Source organism: Pseudomonas sp. IT-232MI5, from assembly GCF_949767845.1.
In the GTDB taxonomy this organism is placed as follows: Bacteria; Pseudomonadota; Gammaproteobacteria; order Pseudomonadales; family Pseudomonadaceae; genus Aquipseudomonas.
Genome location: NZ_CATKQE010000005.1, coordinates 180,374 through 196,730, shown reverse-complemented (window position 1 = coordinate 196,730; position 16,357 = coordinate 180,374). Strand labels below are relative to the sequence as shown.

The window sequence follows — 16,357 nt, the reverse complement described above, 5'->3', positions numbered from 1 at the left end:
AGTCAGGGTCAGCAGTTCTTCACCGGTGACCATCGATACCGGGCAGCCGTTGGTGCAGGTGCGCGGCACGCAATCGGCGCTGTCGCCGTTGGGGTTTTTCGCCTGATCCGGCGAGTCGTCGTGAGGCTCGTCTTTCTTCAACAAGGTGTTGCGCTGCGCATTCCAGCGCAATTGCATCCGGCCCTTTTTCACCCCGGTGGCGATGCCTCGGGCGGCAACGCTTTTGTATTGATCGACGTATTTGATGAACCCTTCGACGATGCCGAACATCGCCTTCACCAAACGCTTCACCGCCGACAGCAATTGCACGGCGCGATCCGCCAGACGCAGCGTCAGATAAGCGATGCCTGCGCCACCACTGACAAACGTCAAGACGACGCTGATCAGCACATCGATGAGCAACTGCACCATCATCATCGACGCCGCTTCCGCCGTTTTGCCGGCGACTTCACTGGGCGGCAGCATCTCAAGCCAAAGGCTGGCAGTGCGCAGCAATAAGCACAGTGCAGCTTCGTCACTGACCAGCAGTTGCAGCTTCTCCATGACCTCGGGCGCAGTTTTCGCCAGCTCGATCAGATCTGCCGCGCCACTGCCCAAGCGCTCAACAAACTGGCCGGGATCCTGGAGAATGTCCGAGAGCAAACCAATGCTGTCCCACACCCCCTCGATGGCCGCCCAGCTCCCGGCGAGCATGCCGTTGCCTGCCGCCGTCGCCACCGACTGCGACCACTGCGGCTTGAAACTCTTCCATTCACTGCGTAGCCAGCCATCCAGCTCAGCGGTCAGGCCGTCATAAGCTTTGAAAAGGTCCTCGACCTGATCCGGAGTGACATCGCTGTGCACCTGCACCCGGTAGAACCTGCCAGGTATTCCTTTGAAAGAGCCCTTGCCTTGCTCATCAAGGGTGATAGGGGTGGTTACGCCACCGTCCATGGCGATCACATCGACCACGATGTTGCCCAGCGGAATGTCGTAGACCGACTCGAACTTGCTCTCGATCTGCATCAACCCGCCCTTCGGGCACTGGACGACACCTGAGAAAAATTCGTTGTCGGTGCTGCTGACGGCAGTGCTATCGGAGCCGAAGCGAATGATCCGCTCCATGCCCATCAGCGACGGCAGATCCGCAGCGTGGCTGACCTTGTCCGCCGCGTGACTGGCCCAATGCTTGAGCTGTTCGCGGTAAATACTGAGGGTGGCGGGAAAGCTGTCGAGTGCTTGCTCGATGCGGGTGACGGCGTCCATCAGCGCACGCGGGTGTGCGAAGTGGACTGAATAAGCGGATCAAACATGAGCGTTCCCTCGCGCAAAAATTAGGCGCGGGAACTGTGCGGGGGATCAATCAGGAAAGAAGTCAGGCAAGTAGGCGATGACTGTAGGACTTATCTGTAAAGCATCACCAGCAGCTAAACAGGTGCACAGAAACGCAAACGCGGCGTGAGGAAAACCTCACGCCGCGTTTATCGTGCGGACACAAATGGATTTACTGCGTTGAATCCCGAGCGCTCAGCTCTTTCAATTTGAGCTCAGCCAACGGATGCCCGGCTTTGGCAGCCATCCCCCACCAGCGTGCGGCTTCGACAGGGTCCGGGAGTTTACCCAGCGTCCCGGCCAGACTGATCACACCGACCTGATAAGCCGCCTTGCCATCGCCTGCGAGCGCCGCCAAGCGCAACAGGCGCACACCTTCTTCACGCGCGCCCAAGCCGACACCGCGAAAGGTCAGGATGTGCCCATAGAAGCTCTGCGCACCGACATCGCCAAGGTTGGCCATGCGCGCAAACTGCCCTTCGAGCCAGCGCCAGCCACGCGGTTGTCGAACGAACCATGACCAGTGAAACAGCCTACGGGCCAGCCAGTAACTGGCCCGCGCCTTGAGTCGTAAAAACACTCAGGCCTCCGCCGATTCCGGGTACTCGTATTCAAAAACACGGACAACTTCCGAAGCATGCCAAGAGGCCGCAGCAACACCATCGGACGGCCCGGAAAAACGCCCCAGACGTTCAACACACTCAAAGAAACCGGTACGCGGCAGGCGACTGGCACCTTGGCTGATCACCAGTGAACTGCGCAACGGTTGTTCGGCCTTGGCATCCAGCGCGGCCAGATGCTCAAGCGCGGCGGTCAAGGTTTGCATGGCCGGTGTCGGCAATTGCAATCGCTCGAGCAAGGCCCGATAAGTCAGTAGATGGCGCTGACGGCGCGCTTGATCCAGTTCTCCGAGCAATCCGTCCCAATGTTGACGACTGATGCGTACGCTCACGATTCATCCCTCCACCCTGGCACCGTCAATTCCCAGGCCAGGCTGCGGCGAATCGCGGCGTCGGGCTGACGCTCGCCACTTTCGATCATGGCCAGATAAGACGGGCTGATGCCTACCGTGCGGGCCAACGCCTCAATGGCGATGCCCTTCCCTTCGCGCAAACTGCGTAGTTGATCCAGACCTGGAAGAATCGTGTCTGGTGAGGCCGCGAGCGGCGTAGGTGCCGGACGCGACGGTGTTTCATTAATGCCTGCTGCTTTTAGTAGAGCCTGATACTGAGCCCACGGCAGAACCGCGTATTCGGGTTCGCCATCGCGTGCAATTATCTGAATATCCATGACTACCCCGTAGGACAACAACACTTAGCGAGTCGGCACTTTTCCCTAGAAGTGTAATCCTAACAGCGGCCAAGGTCGCGGGGGGTATCTATCTGTAGGCGGGTGTTGAGGAATCAGGTTTTTTTCGGCCCCTGAAGTTGCAGTTGCTCGGGGGTATCCGGCAGGCGTTCGACGACTGCGAGCTTTTCCGGTTGCTGACGATTGCGCCACAGGCGAAAGGCATTGAGCTCATCGTCGAGGGTTTTCATCAGCCAGGCGAGGACGGCGATGTCGTCGAGCATGCCGAATACGGGAATGAAATCCGGAATCGCATCCACCGGGCTGAGGAAGTACATCAAACCTGCCACCACCGACACCAGCGCTTTGCCACTGATGGCCCGGTACTCGCCGCGCCAATAGGCCAGGCACAAAGCCTGGAGTAAACGTAAATCGTCCTTGAGTTTACCGAGGCGATTGCCCTGCGCAGCGCCTTTGCTGGCAACCGCAAACAATAAGGTCGGCAAACGGCCGCGTGCGAGCAGGCGGCCGGCCAAGGGCAGGAATCGAGCAAAATTCCACGGAGCTTTCATCTATTCCTCCCGTTGAAATGTTATCCACACAAATTGTGGATAACCTTGTGAACAGAGCTGCATTTCAGCGCTGAAAGCCCCGTTTCATAAGGGCTGCGCTCAGATCGGGCGTTTTTTACTCACATAAAAAACCCCAATATTTCATTGACTTGGCTGCTCAGGGCGGCTAGCGATGGCAGTCTCATTGGCTATGACTCTCCCGACCGCCATCGGTTCGCTCTGTTTACCCTTGCCAGGGTCCAGATGCAACAACGCCCCGCATAAGCGAGGCGTTGTTGTTGAAGCCTTTACCAATTACTTGGCAGCAGCGGCTTCTTTGGCTGGATCCTTGATGGCCAGCAGTTCCAGGTCGAAGACCAGAACCGAGTTGGCCGGGATTGCCGGGCTTGGCGACTGAGCGCCATAAGCCAGATCGCTAGGGATGTACAGTTTGTACTTCTCGCCAACGTGCATCAGTTGCAGACCTTCAACCCAACCCGGAATCACGCCGCTTACCGGCAGATCGATCGGGCTGCCGCGCTCGACGGAGCTGTCGAATACGGTGCCGTTGGTCAGCTTGCCGGTGTAGTGAACAGTCACTACGTCAGTCGGCTTGGGCTGTGGGCCGTCGGCTTTCTTGACCACTTCGTATTGCAGGCCGGAAGCAGTGGTGGTTACACCCGCCTTCTTGCCGTTTTCTTCGAGGAACTTCTTGCCAGCCGCAGCCGACTCTTCGCTCATTTTGGCCATACGCTCTTCAGCACGCTTTTGCAGCGCGGCGAAGGCTTCGACCAGTTCTTCATCTTTCAGCTTCTGTTCTTTCTTGCCGACGGCATCTTCGATGCCCTGGGCTACCGCTTTGGAGTCCAGATCATCCATGCCTTCCTGAGCCAAGCTCTTGCCCATGTTCAGGCCGATACCGTAGGAAGCTTTTTGCGCCGGGGTTTTCAGCTCTACGCTGGTCTGCGAATCACAACCCGCGAGGACCAGGCTAACCAGGGCAACCGCCGCCGCCAACCGATGCTGTTTCATGCTATTTCCTTGTTCATGCGCCGAAAGGGCAATCGAGTAAAGCCGCGAGCTTATCAGGCCGCCACGACCAATGGCTACCGGCATGAGAGCAGGAAACTTCCGATAAGTTCAGGGATTAAAACGCATCGAGGCGAAGCGACGATGAAGCTTCTGTCATCTTGTCCCGACAATCAGCGTCGTTCCTTCTCGCATCATCTGGCGTAATGGCCACTTGCCGCATGGGGGCGTGCTCAGGCATAACAGCGGAACAAATCGACAAGGATGTTTATCTTGCGCCTCTTATTCCGTGTGCTGACCCTGATCGTCGTGCTGCTGGGACTGGTTCTTGCCGTGGTCCTGTATTACGTCGCCAACCCGAAATTGCCCTTCTACACCCCCGCCGAGCAGGTGCATTACCTCGATCAGTGGAGTGACGAAGACCGGCAAACCTACTATTTCACGCCTCAGGGTACGCAGGTCAAAGGCCTTCGCTACGAGTGGTTCCAGGCCTTGGAGCTGCCTTTTTCTGAACAGCGTTTCGCGTCCTCCGATTACCTCGCGCGCTTCGGTTTTCTGATTGATCCGCAGCACAAAGCCACGGCGAACAACCCCGGCAACCTCCCCGTCGGTTTTGCCCGCCATCAGAATCCCGGCAGCTCTGAGCAATATCTGGACATTACTTGCGCCGCTTGCCATACCGGCGAATTGCGCATCAACGGCCAGGCCGTGCGAATTGACGGGGGTACCGCGCAACATGTGTTGCCTTCCAGTGTTCCTACTTTGCGTGGTGGCAGTTTCGGACAGGCATTGGTGGCAAGTCTGACCGCGACTTATTACAACCCATGGAAATTCGAACGCTTTGCCCGGACCGTGCTGGGGGACGAATACGACACGCGTCACGAGCAATTGCGCAAAGACTTCAAAACCTCACTGAATACATTCCTCAAAGTCGCCTGGAACGATACCCATCGCGGCCTCTACCCGACCGAAGAAGGTCCCGGCCGCGCCGATGCTTTCGGACGCATTGCCAATGCGACGTTTGGCGATGCGATTTCCCCCGCCAACTACCGCGTGGCCAATGCTCCGGTGGATTACCCGCAGCTCTGGGACATGTGGACGTTCGATTGGGTGCAGTGGAACGGCTCGGCGCAGCAACCAATGGCGCGCAATATCGGTGAAGCGTTAGGCGTCGGCGCCACCCTGAATTTTTTCGATGCCAACGGCCAGCCGCTGCAAGGCGAAGCACGCTATGCCTCCAGCGTGCGCGTGCGTGATCTGCACAAAATCGAAGAAACCCTGCAAAGACTCAAGCCGCCAGCCTGGCCAGAGGATCTGTTTGGCGCCATCGACAAACCCTTGGCAGCCAAGGGCCGCACGCTATTTGTCGAGAACTGCGCCGGTTGTCACGTACCGCGCCAGACTCAGGAAGGTGAGCGCTGGGTGCAGCATTTGCACATGCTGCCGGTCAATGTCATCGGCACCGACCCGACCGCTGCCGACAATATCGCCAACCACCGTTTCGACCTGACAGCCCTGCAGTGGGATCTGAAAGAACTGGAAAAAATGGACGTCAAACTGCATCCGACACCCAAGGAGCCACTGGATTTGAGCCAGTTATCGGTGGCCAAGGGCTTGGCTTACGTCACCGCTTTCGTCGAAGACCGCGCCTATCGCGAAGCCAACGTCACGCCGCAGGAAAAACCACGCGTGGACGGCTTTGGCCTGCCGATCGGCGTTCGCGAAAAAGTCGCTTACAAGGCCCGCCCGCTGGCCGGTATCTGGGCCACCGCTCCGTTCCTGCACAACGGTTCGGTACCGAACATCTATCAGTTGCTGTCGCCGCAGGATGAGCGCGCCACAACCTTCTTCAAAGGCACCTTTGAATACGATCCGCGACATCTGGGGTATCGCACCGAAGCGTTTACCAATGGCTTCCTGTTCGATACGCGGATCACCGGCAACCACAACAGCGGCCATGAGTTCCGCGCCGGCGAACGTGGTAACGGCGTGATTGGCCGGCTATTGCAGCCCGAAGAACGCTGGGCGCTTCTTGAGTACCTGAAAGTCCTCGGCGGCCCACTGGAGGCGCAACTGCCATGATCTCAACCTTCAAGAAAGAACAGTCGCTGCTGGCCAGATTCTGGTTGTGGCTGGGTCGTTTGCTGGGCAAGGTTCTGTTGATAGCGCTTGTCATCGGCTTGCTCGGCTGGGCCATCGCTACGGTCTGGTTTGCCTGGCAACACCGTGGCCCGGTGTCGGCGCAGGAGCAGATTCCCACCGGCGAAGCGGCGATGACCCAGGACGTGATCCAGACCGCCGTACGCATCGTCGATCAACACCGAGAAAGCACACGGTATCTGCGCGACGCCCATGCCAAGGCTCATGGTTGTGTAAAAGCTCAGGTGCAGGTGTTGCCGCAACTCGCGCAGTCGCTGCGACAAGGCGTGTTCAGTGAGCCCGGCAAAACCTGGCAAGCGATGATTCGCCTGTCCAATGGCAATGCCTACCCACAGTTCGACAGCCTCCGCGACGCGCGGGGCATGGCGATCAAACTGCTGGACGTATCGGGAAAACAGCTGCTTGGCAATCGCCAGTCACAGCCTGAGCAGGATTTCGTGATGTTCAGCCACCCGAACTTTTTTGTCAGCGATGTCGCCGAGTACCGTCAGAATGTGGCGGCGCAGGCTGACGGCAAAAAGGTCATGGCGTTTTTCCCCGGCTGGGATCCGCGCAGCTGGCAGATCCGCCATTTGTTTATTGCCTTGGCAACGCTATCGCCGCCACCGGACAGCCCGACAGCGACGACATACTTTTCGGTTTCCCCCTACAAGTTCGGGGAAGCCAATGCAAAGTTTCGTGTTGCACCCGATCCGGACAGTTGCCCTGCCTATACACTGCCCAAACAGAACCACGACCTGCCGAATTTCCTGCGCAGCGCTTTGACTCAGCAGTTGTCGACGGACCGGATACCAGCCTGTTTCGTACTGCAGATCCAGCGCCAGGATGCCAACAAGTACATGCCGATCGAAGACACCAGCATCGAATGGCGCGAGCAGGACTCACCCTTTGAAACGGTCGCGCGGATTACCCTGCCGCCGCAGGATTTCGATACCCCGGCGCTAAATCTGGCGTGTGACAACCTTTCGTTTAATCCGTGGTTCGGGCTTGAGGCGCATCGGCCGATTGGCGGGATCAACCGCTTGCGTAAAACGGTATATGAGGCAGTGAGCGACTATCGACACAGCCAAAATGCTGCGCAGTAGCACGGTGTCATGACACCGTGGAAACTTGAAATCAACAAATCCGGGACAGCAAAAAGCCCGCACTAGGCGGGCTTTCTGTGGAATCTGGCGTTCAGTGTTCCAGATTCCGAATATGGCGCAGCGGACGGGACTCGAACCCGCGACCCCCGGCGTGACAGGCCGGTATTCTAACCGACTGAACTACCGCTGCGCGAAACGCTTGAAACGAATGGTGGGTGATGACGGGATCGAACCGCCGACATTCTGCTTGTAAGGCAGACGCTCTCCCAGCTGAGCTAATCACCCTTCGCTTCGTTACGGGACGCATTATGCCACAAGTTTTCGTAAAGTGTTGATTTAATTGAATTTTTTTCAAATAAATCCGAAAACCGGTAAAACGACACATCCCGCGGATACAACCTTGGAGCAGAAAAAAACCCGCCTTGGCGGGTTTTTCCGTGGTGACCTGGCGTTCAGTGGTCCAGGTTACCGAATATGGCGCAGCGGACGGGACTCGAACCCGCGACCCCCGGCGTGACAGGCCGGTATTCTAACCGACTGAACTACCGCTGCGCTAAACACTTGAAACGAATGGTGGGTGATGACGGGATCGAACCGCCGACATTCTGCTTGTAAGGCAGACGCTCTCCCAGCTGAGCTAATCACCCTTCGCTTCGGTGTGGCGCGCATTCTACGGAGCGACCCAACCTCTGGCAAGCACTTTTTTAAATAATTTTCTCAGGCCTTCCAAAGGCTTAGAGAAGGGTTGGCCTATGAGACGGCGAAGACAATAATGCCCCCCTTTGTATAAAGGAGAGACTCACCCCATGTGGTTCAAAAACCTGCTTATCTATCGCCTGACCCAAGACCTGCCTGTCGATGCCGAGGCGCTGGAAACTGCACTGGCCACCAAACTGGCGCGTCCATGTGCAAGCCAGGAGTTGACCACCTACGGTTTCGTCGCGCCGTTCGGCAAAGGCGAAGATGCTCCATTGGTGCACGTCAGCGGTGACTTCCTGCTGATTTCCGCGCGTAAAGAAGAACGCATTCTGCCGGGCAGCGTCGTGCGTGACGCGGTCAAGGAAAAGGTCGAAGAGATCGAAGCCGAGCAGATGCGCAAGGTCTATAAGAAGGAACGCGACCAGATCAAGGATGAAATCATCCAGGCGTTCCTGCCGCGCGCCTTTATCCGTCGCTCGTCGACCTTCGCCGCCATCGCGCCGAAACAGGGTCTGATCCTGGTCAACTCGGCCAGCCCGAAACGTGCCGAAGACCTGCTGTCGACCCTGCGTGAAGTGATCGGCACCCTGCCCGTCCGTCCGCTGACCGTGAAAATGTCGCCTACCGCGACCATGACCGAATGGGTCACCACGCAAAAAGCCGCCGACGACTTCTATGTACTGGACGAGTGCGAACTGCGCGACACCCACGAAGACGGCGGTATCGTCCGTTGCAAGCGTCAGGACCTGACCAGCGAAGAAATCCAGCTGCACCTGAGCACCGGCAAAGTGGTCACTCAGTTGTCGCTGGCATGGCAGGACAAACTGTCGTTCATGCTCGACGACAAGATGACTGTCAAACGTCTGAAGTTCGAAGATCTGTTGCAGGATCAGGCGGAACAGGACGGTGGTGATGAGGCACTGGGTCAACTGGATGCCAGCTTCACCCTGATGATGCTGACCTTCGGTGATTTCCTGCCGGCGCTGGTGGAAGCGTTAGGTGGCGAAGAGACTCCGCAGGGGATCTGATCGGTTTTTTGTGTGAACGCTTAAAAGATCGCAGCCTTCGGCAGCTCCTACAGAGGACGTGTTTTTCTGTAGGAACTGCCGGAGGCTGCGATCTTTTTGCTGGCGACGTATGCTTAGCTTCCTAACGCTTTCACATAATAAGGATCAAGCCATGCGCGCACTGGCTGCACTCAGCCGCTTTGTCGGCAATACCTTCGCTTACTGGGTTCTGATTTTCGCGGTGATTGCGTTCCTGCAACCGGCGTGGTTCCTCGGCCTCAAAGGCGCGATCGTACCGTTGCTGGGCCTGGTGATGTTCGGCATGGGCCTGACCCTCAAACTTGACGACTTCGCTGCCGTCGCCCGCCATCCGTGGCGCGTGGCGCTGGGCGTAGTCGCGCATTTCGTGATCATGCCCGGTGTGGCGTGGTTGCTCTGCCAAGTGTTCCACCTGCCGCCGGAAATCGCCGTCGGGGTGATTCTGGTCGGCTGCTGCCCGAGTGGCACTTCTTCCAACGTCATGACCTGGCTGGCCCGGGGTGATCTGGCGTTATCGGTGGCCATTGCCGCCGTCACCACCCTCCTCGCCCCACTGCTGACCCCGGCGCTGATCTGGCTGCTGGCTTCGGCATGGCTGCCGGTATCGTTCATGGAGCTGTTCTGGTCGATCCTGCAAGTGGTGTTGCTACCGATCATTCTTGGCGTGGTTGCCCAGCGTTTGCTTGGCGACAAGGTTCGTCACGCCGTCGATGTGTTGCCGCTGGTGTCGGTGGTCAGCATCGTCATTATCGTCACCGCCGTCGTGGCCGCCAGCCAGGCGAAAATCGCCGAATCCGGTCTGCTGATCATGGCCGTGGTCATGCTGCACAACAGCTTCGGTTATTTGCTGGGCTACTTCACCGGGCGTCTATTCAAGCTGCCGCTGGCCCAGCGTAAGTCGCTGGCGCTGGAGGTGGGTATGCAGAATTCGGGATTGGGCGCTGCATTGGCCAGTGCGCATTTTTCGCCATTGGCGGCGGTGCCGAGCGCGTTGTTCAGCGTTTGGCACAATATTTCCGGCGCGCTGCTGTCGACTTACTTCCGGCGCATGAGTGAAAAGGAAGATCGCGAGACCCTGGCGCAGCAAGCGGCTGACTGACCTCGAAACTTGATCCCCGGGTTAATGCTGGTCAAACTAGCGCGCAACGCGGGGACGACCCTGCGGCTCGATCGAGTTATTAATCTGGGGACGACCCCGTCTATCGATGGAGGTCTTGCATGTCCTGGATCATTCTGTTTTTCGCCGGCCTGTTCGAAGTCGGCTGGGCCGTCGGCCTGAAATACACCGACGGCTTCACCCGCCCGCTGCCCACCGTTCTGACCGTTGCGGCCATGGCCATCAGCCTTGGCCTGCTTGGCCTTGCGATGAAGGAATTGCCGCTGGGCACGGCCTATGCGATCTGGACCGGTGTCGGTGCCGTGGGCACGGTGATTGCCGGGATCATTCTGTTTGGCGAGTCGATGGCGTTGATTCGGCTGGCCAGCGTAGCGTTGATCATTACCGGGTTGATTGGCCTCAAGGTCAGCGCTTAAGCCACTAGCGCTTTCGAGCAGGCTCGCTCCCACACTCAACCGCGTTCCGTCAGAGGAATACGATCAACTGTGGGAGCGAGCCTGCTCGCGAAGAGGCCCTTAAAATCGCCGACTATCTGACGGCCCCGCGCAACTCCCCCACCAACACTTGCAACTGCGCCGGCTCAGCAGCATCCACGCCCACCGGCGCACCCGCCACCAACGTCACCCGCGACCACAACCGCCGAAACACACCTTTATTCGGATCGCGACTGAAGAAACTCCCCCACAACCCCTGCAACGCCAACGGAATCACCGGCACCGGCGTCTCCTCGATAATCCGCGTCAGCCCACCGCGGAATTCGTTCATCTCGCCATCGGCAGTCAACTTGCCTTCCGGGAAGATGCACACCAACTCACCCTCCTTCAGATATTGAGCAATGCGCGTGAAGGCCTTTTCGTAAATCTGGATGTCTTCATTACGTCCGGCAATCGGAATTGTTCCCGCTGTGCGGAAGATAAAGTTCAGCACCGGCAAGTTGTAGATCTTGTAGTACATGACAAAGCGAATCGGCCGACGCACCGCGCCGCCAATCAGCAAGGCATCGACGAACGACACGTGGTTGCACACCAGCAATGCCGCGCCTTCATCGGGAATCGCCTCAAGGTTACGGTGCTCGACGCGGTACATGGAATGGCTGAGTAGCCAGATCATGAAACGCATGCTGAACTCGGGGACGATTTTGAAGATGTAGGCGTTGACGCCGATATTCAGCAGCGACACCACGAGGAACAACTGCGGGATCGACAGCTTGGCCACGCTCAGCAGCACGATCGAGACGATGGCTGATACCACCATAAACAACGCGTTGAGAATGTTGTTGGCGGCAATCACCCGCGCCCGCTCATTCTCGGCAGTGCGCGACTGGATCAAGGCATACAGCGGCACGATGTAGAAACCACCGAAGATGCCGAGACCGAGAATATCGACCAACACCGCCCAGGTGTGCACGAAGCCCAGCACCTCAATCCAGCTATGGCCAGTGACACTGTCGGGAATTCCGCCGGAGTGCCACCAGAGCAGCAGGCCGAACACAGTCAGACCAAATGAGCCGAACGGCACCAGACCGATCTCGACCTTGCGCCCGGACAGCTTCTCGCAAAGCATCGAACCCAGCGCAATACCGACCGAGAACACCGTGAGAATCAGCGTTACAACGGTTTCATCGCCGTGCATCCATTCCTTGGCGTAAGCCGGAATCTGCGTCAGGTAAATCGCCCCGACAAACCAGAACCACGAGTTGCCGACAATCGAGCGTGACACCGCCGGAGTCTGGCCCAGACCGAGTTTCAACGTCGCCCACGACTGGCTGAAGATGTTCCAGTTCAGGCGCATTTCCGGGGAGGACGCCGCTGCACGGGGAATGCTGCGACTGGCCAAATAGCCCAGCACGGCAATCCCGACGATCGCGCAGGACACCAACGGCGCATAGTGCGAGGAAGACATGATGACCCCGGCGCCAATCGTCCCGGCGAGAATCGCCAGAAACGTGCCCATCTCCACCAGGCCGTTGCCGCCAACCAGTTCATCCTCGCGCAGCGCTTGCGGCAGGATCGAATATTTCACCGGCCCGAACAGCGCCGAATGCGTGCCCATGGCGAATAGCGCCACCAGCATCAGCGACAAATGATCGAAGAGGAAACCGACCGATCCTACGGCCATGATCGCGATTTCCGCGAGTTTGATCAGACGAATCAGCGCGTCCTTGGCGAACTTTTCGCCAAACTGCCCGGCCAGTGCCGAGAACAGGAAAAACGGCAGGATAAACAGCAACGCACACAGGTTGACCCAGATCGAACGGTCACCCTCGATGGTCAGCCGATAGAGAATGGCGAGGATCAGCGACTGTTTGAACACGTTGTCGTTGAAGGCGCCGAGCGACTGCGTGATGAAGAACGGCAAGAAGCGCCGGGTGCGCAGCAGGTTGAACTGTGAGGGGTGACTCATCTTCCGTGTTTCCCTGATGTTTAAGGTAGAGAGGCCTGGGTACTGCTTATTGGATTCTCGAAGCGCGATCCAGGCCACACCTTACCTAAACTTTTCAGGTTATTTCTTCAAACCTGCAATGCACGGCGAGACAAACAGCTCGCCACGCCAGGCGCCCTGCACGGTGCGTTTACCGACGATCAGCCACATCACCGCCAGCAACATCACCAACAGCGTGCCGACGACGCTGAAAAACGTCAGGTTCAAGGTGCTCGCCAGTTTCAGGGTTGCCAGCGAATACACGCCCAACGGAAAGGTGAATCCCCACCAGCCAAGGTTGAACGGGATGCCGTCACGCAAATACCGCACGGTGATCAGCAGCGCCATCAGCATCCACCACAGCCCAAAGCCCCACAGGGTAATGCCAGCAATGAGTCCCAGACCCGAGGCGATCTCGCCGATGCCCGGCAGACCGTTGGCCGCGAAGATCGCTGGCGCATCACCGCCGAGCAGCAACATGCCCAGCGCACCGGTACCGATCGGACCGAGGGCCAGCCAGCTCGAAGCGGCCATGTTTTCGTGTGGCAGTTTATGCAGGGCCATGCGCAGCAGCAGAATCGTCAGAATGCTGAACGCTACCGGCAGGGAAAAAGCCCAGAGCACGTAGCTTGTCGTCAGTACCACCAGTTGCGAGTGGGCATCGTTGAGATGCGGCGCGAGCAAACCACCGCTGGCCGCTGCCACTTCGGCTGCGACGACCGGCAACAGCCAAACGGCGGTCATCTGGTCGATGCTGTGTTCCTGACGGGTAAACATCAGGTACGGAATCAACACGCCGCAAGCCAGTGACATGGCCACATCAATCCACCACAGCACTTCGGCAAGATGAATCACACCGTCGCCCCAGCGCGGCAGGCCGAACAGCAGAAATCCGTTGATGATCGTCGCCAGGCCCATGGGAATGGTGCCGAAGAACATCGACACGGTGGAGTGGCCGAAAATCCGCCGCGCTTCATCGAAGAACAAGATCCAGCGTGCGGCATAGGCAGCGGCAAACACGCTGAACAACAGAATGTTGAACAACCACAGACCTTCGGCGATGGCGTGCAGGCCTGGAATGGCCAAAGGCAATTGCGCCAGCGCCAACGCCAGCACACCGGTGCCCATGGTGGCAGCGAACCAGTTCGGGGTGAACTGACGGATGACTTCGCGTGGATGCTGAAGCTGGCTGAACGGCATGATGCCGGGTTTGGCGCTATTGGGGCAAATCATCATGAACTCCTGTCCTCCGGTGAGGTTGAGTCCATGGTAGAACCGAATCGAATATCTATATAACGGGTAATATCTCTAACTGTTATCTGTTTTACCAATAAGCATTCAGACGCTGCCCTCGCTCTCGATCACCAGAATCCGCGCAGAACCTTGCGGATGGGCGACGTGCTCGGTGCCGACGCTCGCATAGAAGATGTCACCGACATCCAGCTGCACCTGTTTTTCTTCGCCCAGTTCGCGGTAATGCATCAGCACTTGCCCATCCAGCACCACAAACACTTCCTCGCCGTCGTTGATGTGCCATTTGTACGGCTGATCGGTCCAGTGCAGGCGCGTGGTGATGCCGTTCATGTTGGCGATGTCCAGCGCACCCCAGGCGCGCTCGGCGGTGAAGGTTTTGCTGCGAATAATCTTCATGAGTCGATCCGTGAGAAGAAGGCGGGCCAAGGCTAACCGAAACCGCAGTGATTATGGAGCGCGGCACACTTTGGCTGGCGCAGGACGCAGGCTGAGCAACAACGCGGCGACAGCCAACACGATCAAAATCGCCCCGTAACCATCGGTGGTCACCAGCAATCCGTAGCTGCGCGACAAGTGCCCGGCGAGCAACGCCGGCAGGCAGAACGCCAGATAACTGAGCACGTAATACGCGGCCATCAACCCCGCGCGCTCATGGGCCAAGGCCAGCGGCACGAGGCTGCGCACCGCACCGAGAAATCCTGCACCGAAGCCGCAACCGGCCACCAGCGTGCCAAGGAAAAACAGCGACAGACTGGCGCTGTGCACACCCAGCAGAATCAACACCAGACCAATCGGCAGCAGGCTCGCGCCTAGCTGCAATGCCCGTGCGGCGGGACGATTGCGCAGGGTGAAAATCATCAATGCACCGGTCACTGTCAGGGCGGCCACGGTTGCGCCGCCGATCAGATTGGACGTCGAACCGGTGGCGGTGCGCACCAATGACGGTGCCAACGAGGCGTAGAAACCGCCGAGCGCCCACGTTACCGTATTCAGCGGCAACACGCGCCACAAGGTGGCCCGCGCTTGAATCGGCACGTGCAATGTCGGCCGCAACGAGGCCCACGCCCCCGCTTGCGGAGTGACGCTTTCCGGTAAGCGCCAGACATAAATGCCCTGCAATACAAACAGTGCGAGCAGCAGCCAATAGCTCAGTTGCAACGGCGCTGGCGCAAATTCGGCCAGCAAACCGCAGCCCATACCGCCCAATGCCATGCCAAGCAACGGCGCCACACTGTTGATCAACGGTCCTTGCTGACGGTCGGTGTCGAGCAACGTCGCGCTTAAAACGGCGGTGGCCATGCCGGTCGCAAAACCTTGGAGTACACGCGCACTGATCAGCCAAGTCACACTGTCGGCGTAGATAAACAGCAGCATCGCCAACGCGTTGAGCACCACAGCGGTGAAGATCACCGGTTTGCGCCCGAGGTGATCAGACAGCGAGTCGACTGTTAATAGCGCCGCCAACAGACTGAGTGCATACACGCCAAAGATCAGCGTCAGCACCGCGGCCGAGAACTGCAGTTGATCCTGATAGAGGTGATACAACGGCGTCGGCGCCGTGGAGGCGGCGAGAAAACTCAGTAAAGTCATCGCCAGAAACCACAGGCTGGATCGGTTGTTAGCAAGGCTGGTCATGGGCACACTCCGCAAAAGCTAATTTTTTGCTTTTGCGGAGTGTGCTACTGCCTCGCGCTTAAAGCAAATTCTTTGTGTTAAGGTCTGCCGCATGGCTATTAAAGAAGGTTTACGCCCCGGCGGCCGCAGTGCCCGGGTGCAAGATGCAATTCATTCGGCGGTTCGAGCGCTCCTGCAAGAACAGGAGCGCTCGACCGTGACCGTCCCGCAAATTGCCGCGCGCGCCGGGGTGACGCCGTCGACGATTTACCGGCGTTGGGGTGATCTGTCGGCGTTGCTGGCAGACGTCGCCCTCGCCCGCATGCGCCCGGACAGCGAGCCGGCGCAAACCGGCAGCTTGCGCAGCGATATCCGCGCGTGGGCCGAGCAGTATCTCGACGAGATGAGCTCCGAGCCTGGGCGCAACATGATGCGTGACGTGCAAGCGAGCGCGACGCCGGGGTATTGCGTGACGATCATCGGCGCGCAGTTGCAGACGATCATCGAGCGGCATCCGGATGAAGTGGCACCGAGTGTCGATCGGCTGATCAATCTGGTGGTGGCGCCGGTGGTGTTCCGGATTCTGTTTTCGGCGGCAGCGCTGGAGGTGGATGAGCTTCATCGGCTGATTGATATCGCGCTGCGTCAGGACTGACACCGATATTCATGTAGGAGCTGCGGCACGCTGCGATCTTTTGATCTTGATTTTGAAAGATCAAAAGATCGCAGCCTCGTTTCACTCGACAGCTCCTACAGGATTCGATGCCTGGCAATGTCAACGCA

The 16,357-nt window shown here is 58.4% G+C and carries 15 protein-coding genes, 4 tRNA genes and 1 pseudogene; 6 read left to right on the top strand and 14 right to left on the bottom strand.

Going from position 1 to position 16,357, the window contains the following annotated elements:
- The 6 genes and pseudogenes from ACM6JQ_RS05765 to ACM6JQ_RS05740 all read right to left on the bottom strand — a co-directional run.
- Nucleotides 1-1,245, bottom strand: a pseudogene (locus tag ACM6JQ_RS05765) (type IV secretion protein Rhs); the annotation flags it as partial.
- Between the two features lie 238 nt (nucleotides 1,246-1,483).
- Entirely contained in the window at nucleotides 1,484-1,891 is a 408-nt protein-coding gene (locus tag ACM6JQ_RS05760; RefSeq protein WP_007919747.1) for an SEL1-like repeat protein, read from the bottom strand.
- A complete protein-coding gene (locus ACM6JQ_RS05755; RefSeq protein ID WP_003223109.1) occupies nucleotides 1,892-2,263 on the bottom strand; it encodes a hypothetical protein in 372 nt (123 codons plus the stop codon). It lies immediately after the preceding gene.
- Nucleotides 2,260-2,601 (bottom strand): helix-turn-helix domain-containing protein, encoded by a 342-nt coding sequence (locus tag ACM6JQ_RS05750; RefSeq protein ID WP_007919748.1) that lies wholly within the window; start codon nucleotides 2,599-2,601, stop codon nucleotides 2,260-2,262. Before ACM6JQ_RS05750 ends, ACM6JQ_RS05755 begins: the two co-directional genes overlap by 4 nt.
- A gap of 113 nt (nucleotides 2,602-2,714) precedes the next feature.
- Nucleotides 2,715-3,170, bottom strand: coding sequence for a YkvA family protein (locus ACM6JQ_RS05745; RefSeq protein WP_007919749.1), 456 nt, complete (start codon nucleotides 3,168-3,170; stop codon nucleotides 2,715-2,717).
- Between the two features lie 294 nt (nucleotides 3,171-3,464).
- Nucleotides 3,465-4,181 (bottom strand): FKBP-type peptidyl-prolyl cis-trans isomerase, encoded by a 717-nt coding sequence (locus ACM6JQ_RS05740; protein ID WP_007919751.1) that lies wholly within the window; start codon nucleotides 4,179-4,181, stop codon nucleotides 3,465-3,467.
- Nucleotides 4,182-4,451: 270 nt separating this feature from the next.
- Here ACM6JQ_RS05740 and ACM6JQ_RS05735 point away from each other — a divergent pair, with 270 nt between their 5' ends.
- Both ACM6JQ_RS05735 and ACM6JQ_RS05730 read left to right on the top strand, forming a co-directional pair.
- Nucleotides 4,452-6,260 (top strand): di-heme-cytochrome C peroxidase, encoded by a 1,809-nt coding sequence (locus ACM6JQ_RS05735; RefSeq protein WP_414893375.1) that lies wholly within the window; start codon nucleotides 4,452-4,454, stop codon nucleotides 6,258-6,260.
- The gene (locus tag ACM6JQ_RS05730) at nucleotides 6,257-7,423 is read left to right on the top strand and encodes a catalase family protein (RefSeq protein ID WP_123374684.1); all 1,167 of its coding nucleotides are present in this window, start codon (nucleotides 6,257-6,259) and stop codon (nucleotides 7,421-7,423) included. Before ACM6JQ_RS05735 ends, ACM6JQ_RS05730 begins: the two co-directional genes overlap by 4 nt.
- Before the next feature lie 113 nt (nucleotides 7,424-7,536).
- On the opposite strand, the gene ACM6JQ_RS05725 is transcribed toward ACM6JQ_RS05730, so the two are convergent.
- The 4 genes from ACM6JQ_RS05725 to ACM6JQ_RS05710 form a co-directional block, all read right to left on the bottom strand.
- Nucleotides 7,537-7,613, bottom strand: a tRNA-Asp gene (locus ACM6JQ_RS05725).
- A gap of 19 nt (nucleotides 7,614-7,632) precedes the next feature.
- Nucleotides 7,633-7,708: transfer RNA gene (locus ACM6JQ_RS05720), tRNA-Val, on the bottom strand.
- 190 nt (nucleotides 7,709-7,898) lie between these two features.
- Nucleotides 7,899-7,975: transfer RNA gene (locus ACM6JQ_RS05715), tRNA-Asp, on the bottom strand.
- A 19-nt stretch (nucleotides 7,976-7,994) separates the two neighbouring features.
- Nucleotides 7,995-8,070: transfer RNA gene (locus ACM6JQ_RS05710), tRNA-Val, on the bottom strand.
- Nucleotides 8,071-8,229: 159 nt separating this feature from the next.
- Between ACM6JQ_RS05710 and rdgC the strand changes: the two genes are divergently transcribed.
- The 3 genes from rdgC to sugE all read left to right on the top strand — a co-directional run bounded on the left by rdgC (nucleotide 8,230) and on the right by sugE (nucleotide 10,701).
- On the top strand, nucleotides 8,230-9,150 hold the full coding sequence (rdgC, locus tag ACM6JQ_RS05705) for a recombination-associated protein RdgC (protein WP_007919763.1): 921 nt from the start codon (nucleotides 8,230-8,232) through the stop codon (nucleotides 9,148-9,150).
- Between the two features lie 151 nt (nucleotides 9,151-9,301).
- Nucleotides 9,302-10,267: a bile acid:sodium symporter family protein gene (locus ACM6JQ_RS05700; RefSeq protein WP_095114098.1), complete on the top strand. Its 966-nt coding sequence runs from the start codon at nucleotides 9,302-9,304 to the stop codon at nucleotides 10,265-10,267.
- Between the two features lie 119 nt (nucleotides 10,268-10,386).
- Nucleotides 10,387-10,701: a quaternary ammonium compound efflux SMR transporter SugE gene (gene sugE, locus ACM6JQ_RS05695; RefSeq protein WP_003223093.1), complete on the top strand. Its 315-nt coding sequence runs from the start codon at nucleotides 10,387-10,389 to the stop codon at nucleotides 10,699-10,701.
- A gap of 112 nt (nucleotides 10,702-10,813) precedes the next feature.
- Here sugE and ACM6JQ_RS05690 read toward each other — a convergent pair whose 3' ends face one another.
- The 4 genes from ACM6JQ_RS05690 to ACM6JQ_RS05675 form a co-directional block, all read right to left on the bottom strand.
- Complete coding sequence (locus tag ACM6JQ_RS05690) at nucleotides 10,814-12,688, bottom strand: MFS transporter (protein ID WP_095114099.1); 1,875 nt, start codon at nucleotides 12,686-12,688, stop codon at nucleotides 10,814-10,816.
- 99 nt (nucleotides 12,689-12,787) lie between these two features.
- The gene (locus tag ACM6JQ_RS05685) at nucleotides 12,788-13,939 is read right to left on the bottom strand and encodes a TDT family transporter (RefSeq protein ID WP_414893374.1); all 1,152 of its coding nucleotides are present in this window, start codon (nucleotides 13,937-13,939) and stop codon (nucleotides 12,788-12,790) included.
- A gap of 105 nt (nucleotides 13,940-14,044) precedes the next feature.
- A complete protein-coding gene (locus tag ACM6JQ_RS05680) occupies nucleotides 14,045-14,356 on the bottom strand; it encodes a cupin domain-containing protein (RefSeq protein WP_095114101.1) in 312 nt (103 codons plus the stop codon).
- 51 nt (nucleotides 14,357-14,407) lie between these two features.
- Nucleotides 14,408-15,595 (bottom strand): MFS transporter, encoded by a 1,188-nt coding sequence (locus ACM6JQ_RS05675; RefSeq protein WP_414893373.1) that lies wholly within the window; start codon nucleotides 15,593-15,595, stop codon nucleotides 14,408-14,410.
- A gap of 91 nt (nucleotides 15,596-15,686) precedes the next feature.
- Here ACM6JQ_RS05675 and ACM6JQ_RS05670 point away from each other — a divergent pair, with 91 nt between their 5' ends.
- Entirely contained in the window at nucleotides 15,687-16,229 is a 543-nt protein-coding gene (locus ACM6JQ_RS05670) for a TetR/AcrR family transcriptional regulator (RefSeq protein WP_095114103.1), read from the top strand.
- The last annotated feature ends 128 nt before the right edge of the window (nucleotides 16,230-16,357 follow it).

Excerpts from the sequence above, each read along its gene's own strand:
- ACM6JQ_RS05750 (WP_007919748.1), bottom strand. The coding sequence starts at position 2,601 with ATGGATATTCAGATAATTGCACGCGATGGCGAACCCGAATACGCGGTT.
- ACM6JQ_RS05745 (WP_007919749.1), bottom strand. The coding sequence starts at position 3,170 with ATGAAAGCTCCGTGGAATTTTGCTCGATTCCTGCCCTTGGCCGGCCGC.
- ACM6JQ_RS05740 (WP_007919751.1), bottom strand. The coding sequence starts at position 4,181 with ATGAAACAGCATCGGTTGGCGGCGGCGGTTGCCCTGGTTAGCCTGGTC.
- ACM6JQ_RS05730 (WP_123374684.1), top strand. The coding sequence starts at position 6,257 with ATGATCTCAACCTTCAAGAAAGAACAGTCGCTGCTGGCCAGATTCTGG.
- rdgC (WP_007919763.1), top strand. The coding sequence starts at position 8,230 with ATGTGGTTCAAAAACCTGCTTATCTATCGCCTGACCCAAGACCTGCCT.
- ACM6JQ_RS05700 (WP_095114098.1), top strand. The coding sequence starts at position 9,302 with ATGCGCGCACTGGCTGCACTCAGCCGCTTTGTCGGCAATACCTTCGCT.
- sugE (WP_003223093.1), top strand. The coding sequence starts at position 10,387 with ATGTCCTGGATCATTCTGTTTTTCGCCGGCCTGTTCGAAGTCGGCTGG.
- ACM6JQ_RS05690 (WP_095114099.1), bottom strand. The coding sequence starts at position 12,688 with ATGAGTCACCCCTCACAGTTCAACCTGCTGCGCACCCGGCGCTTCTTG.
- ACM6JQ_RS05685 (WP_414893374.1), bottom strand. The coding sequence starts at position 13,939 with ATGATTTGCCCCAATAGCGCCAAACCCGGCATCATGCCGTTCAGCCAG.
- ACM6JQ_RS05680 (WP_095114101.1), bottom strand. The coding sequence starts at position 14,356 with ATGAAGATTATTCGCAGCAAAACCTTCACCGCCGAGCGCGCCTGGGGT.
- ACM6JQ_RS05675 (WP_414893373.1), bottom strand. The coding sequence starts at position 15,595 with ATGACCAGCCTTGCTAACAACCGATCCAGCCTGTGGTTTCTGGCGATG.
- ACM6JQ_RS05670 (WP_095114103.1), top strand. The coding sequence starts at position 15,687 with ATGGCTATTAAAGAAGGTTTACGCCCCGGCGGCCGCAGTGCCCGGGTG.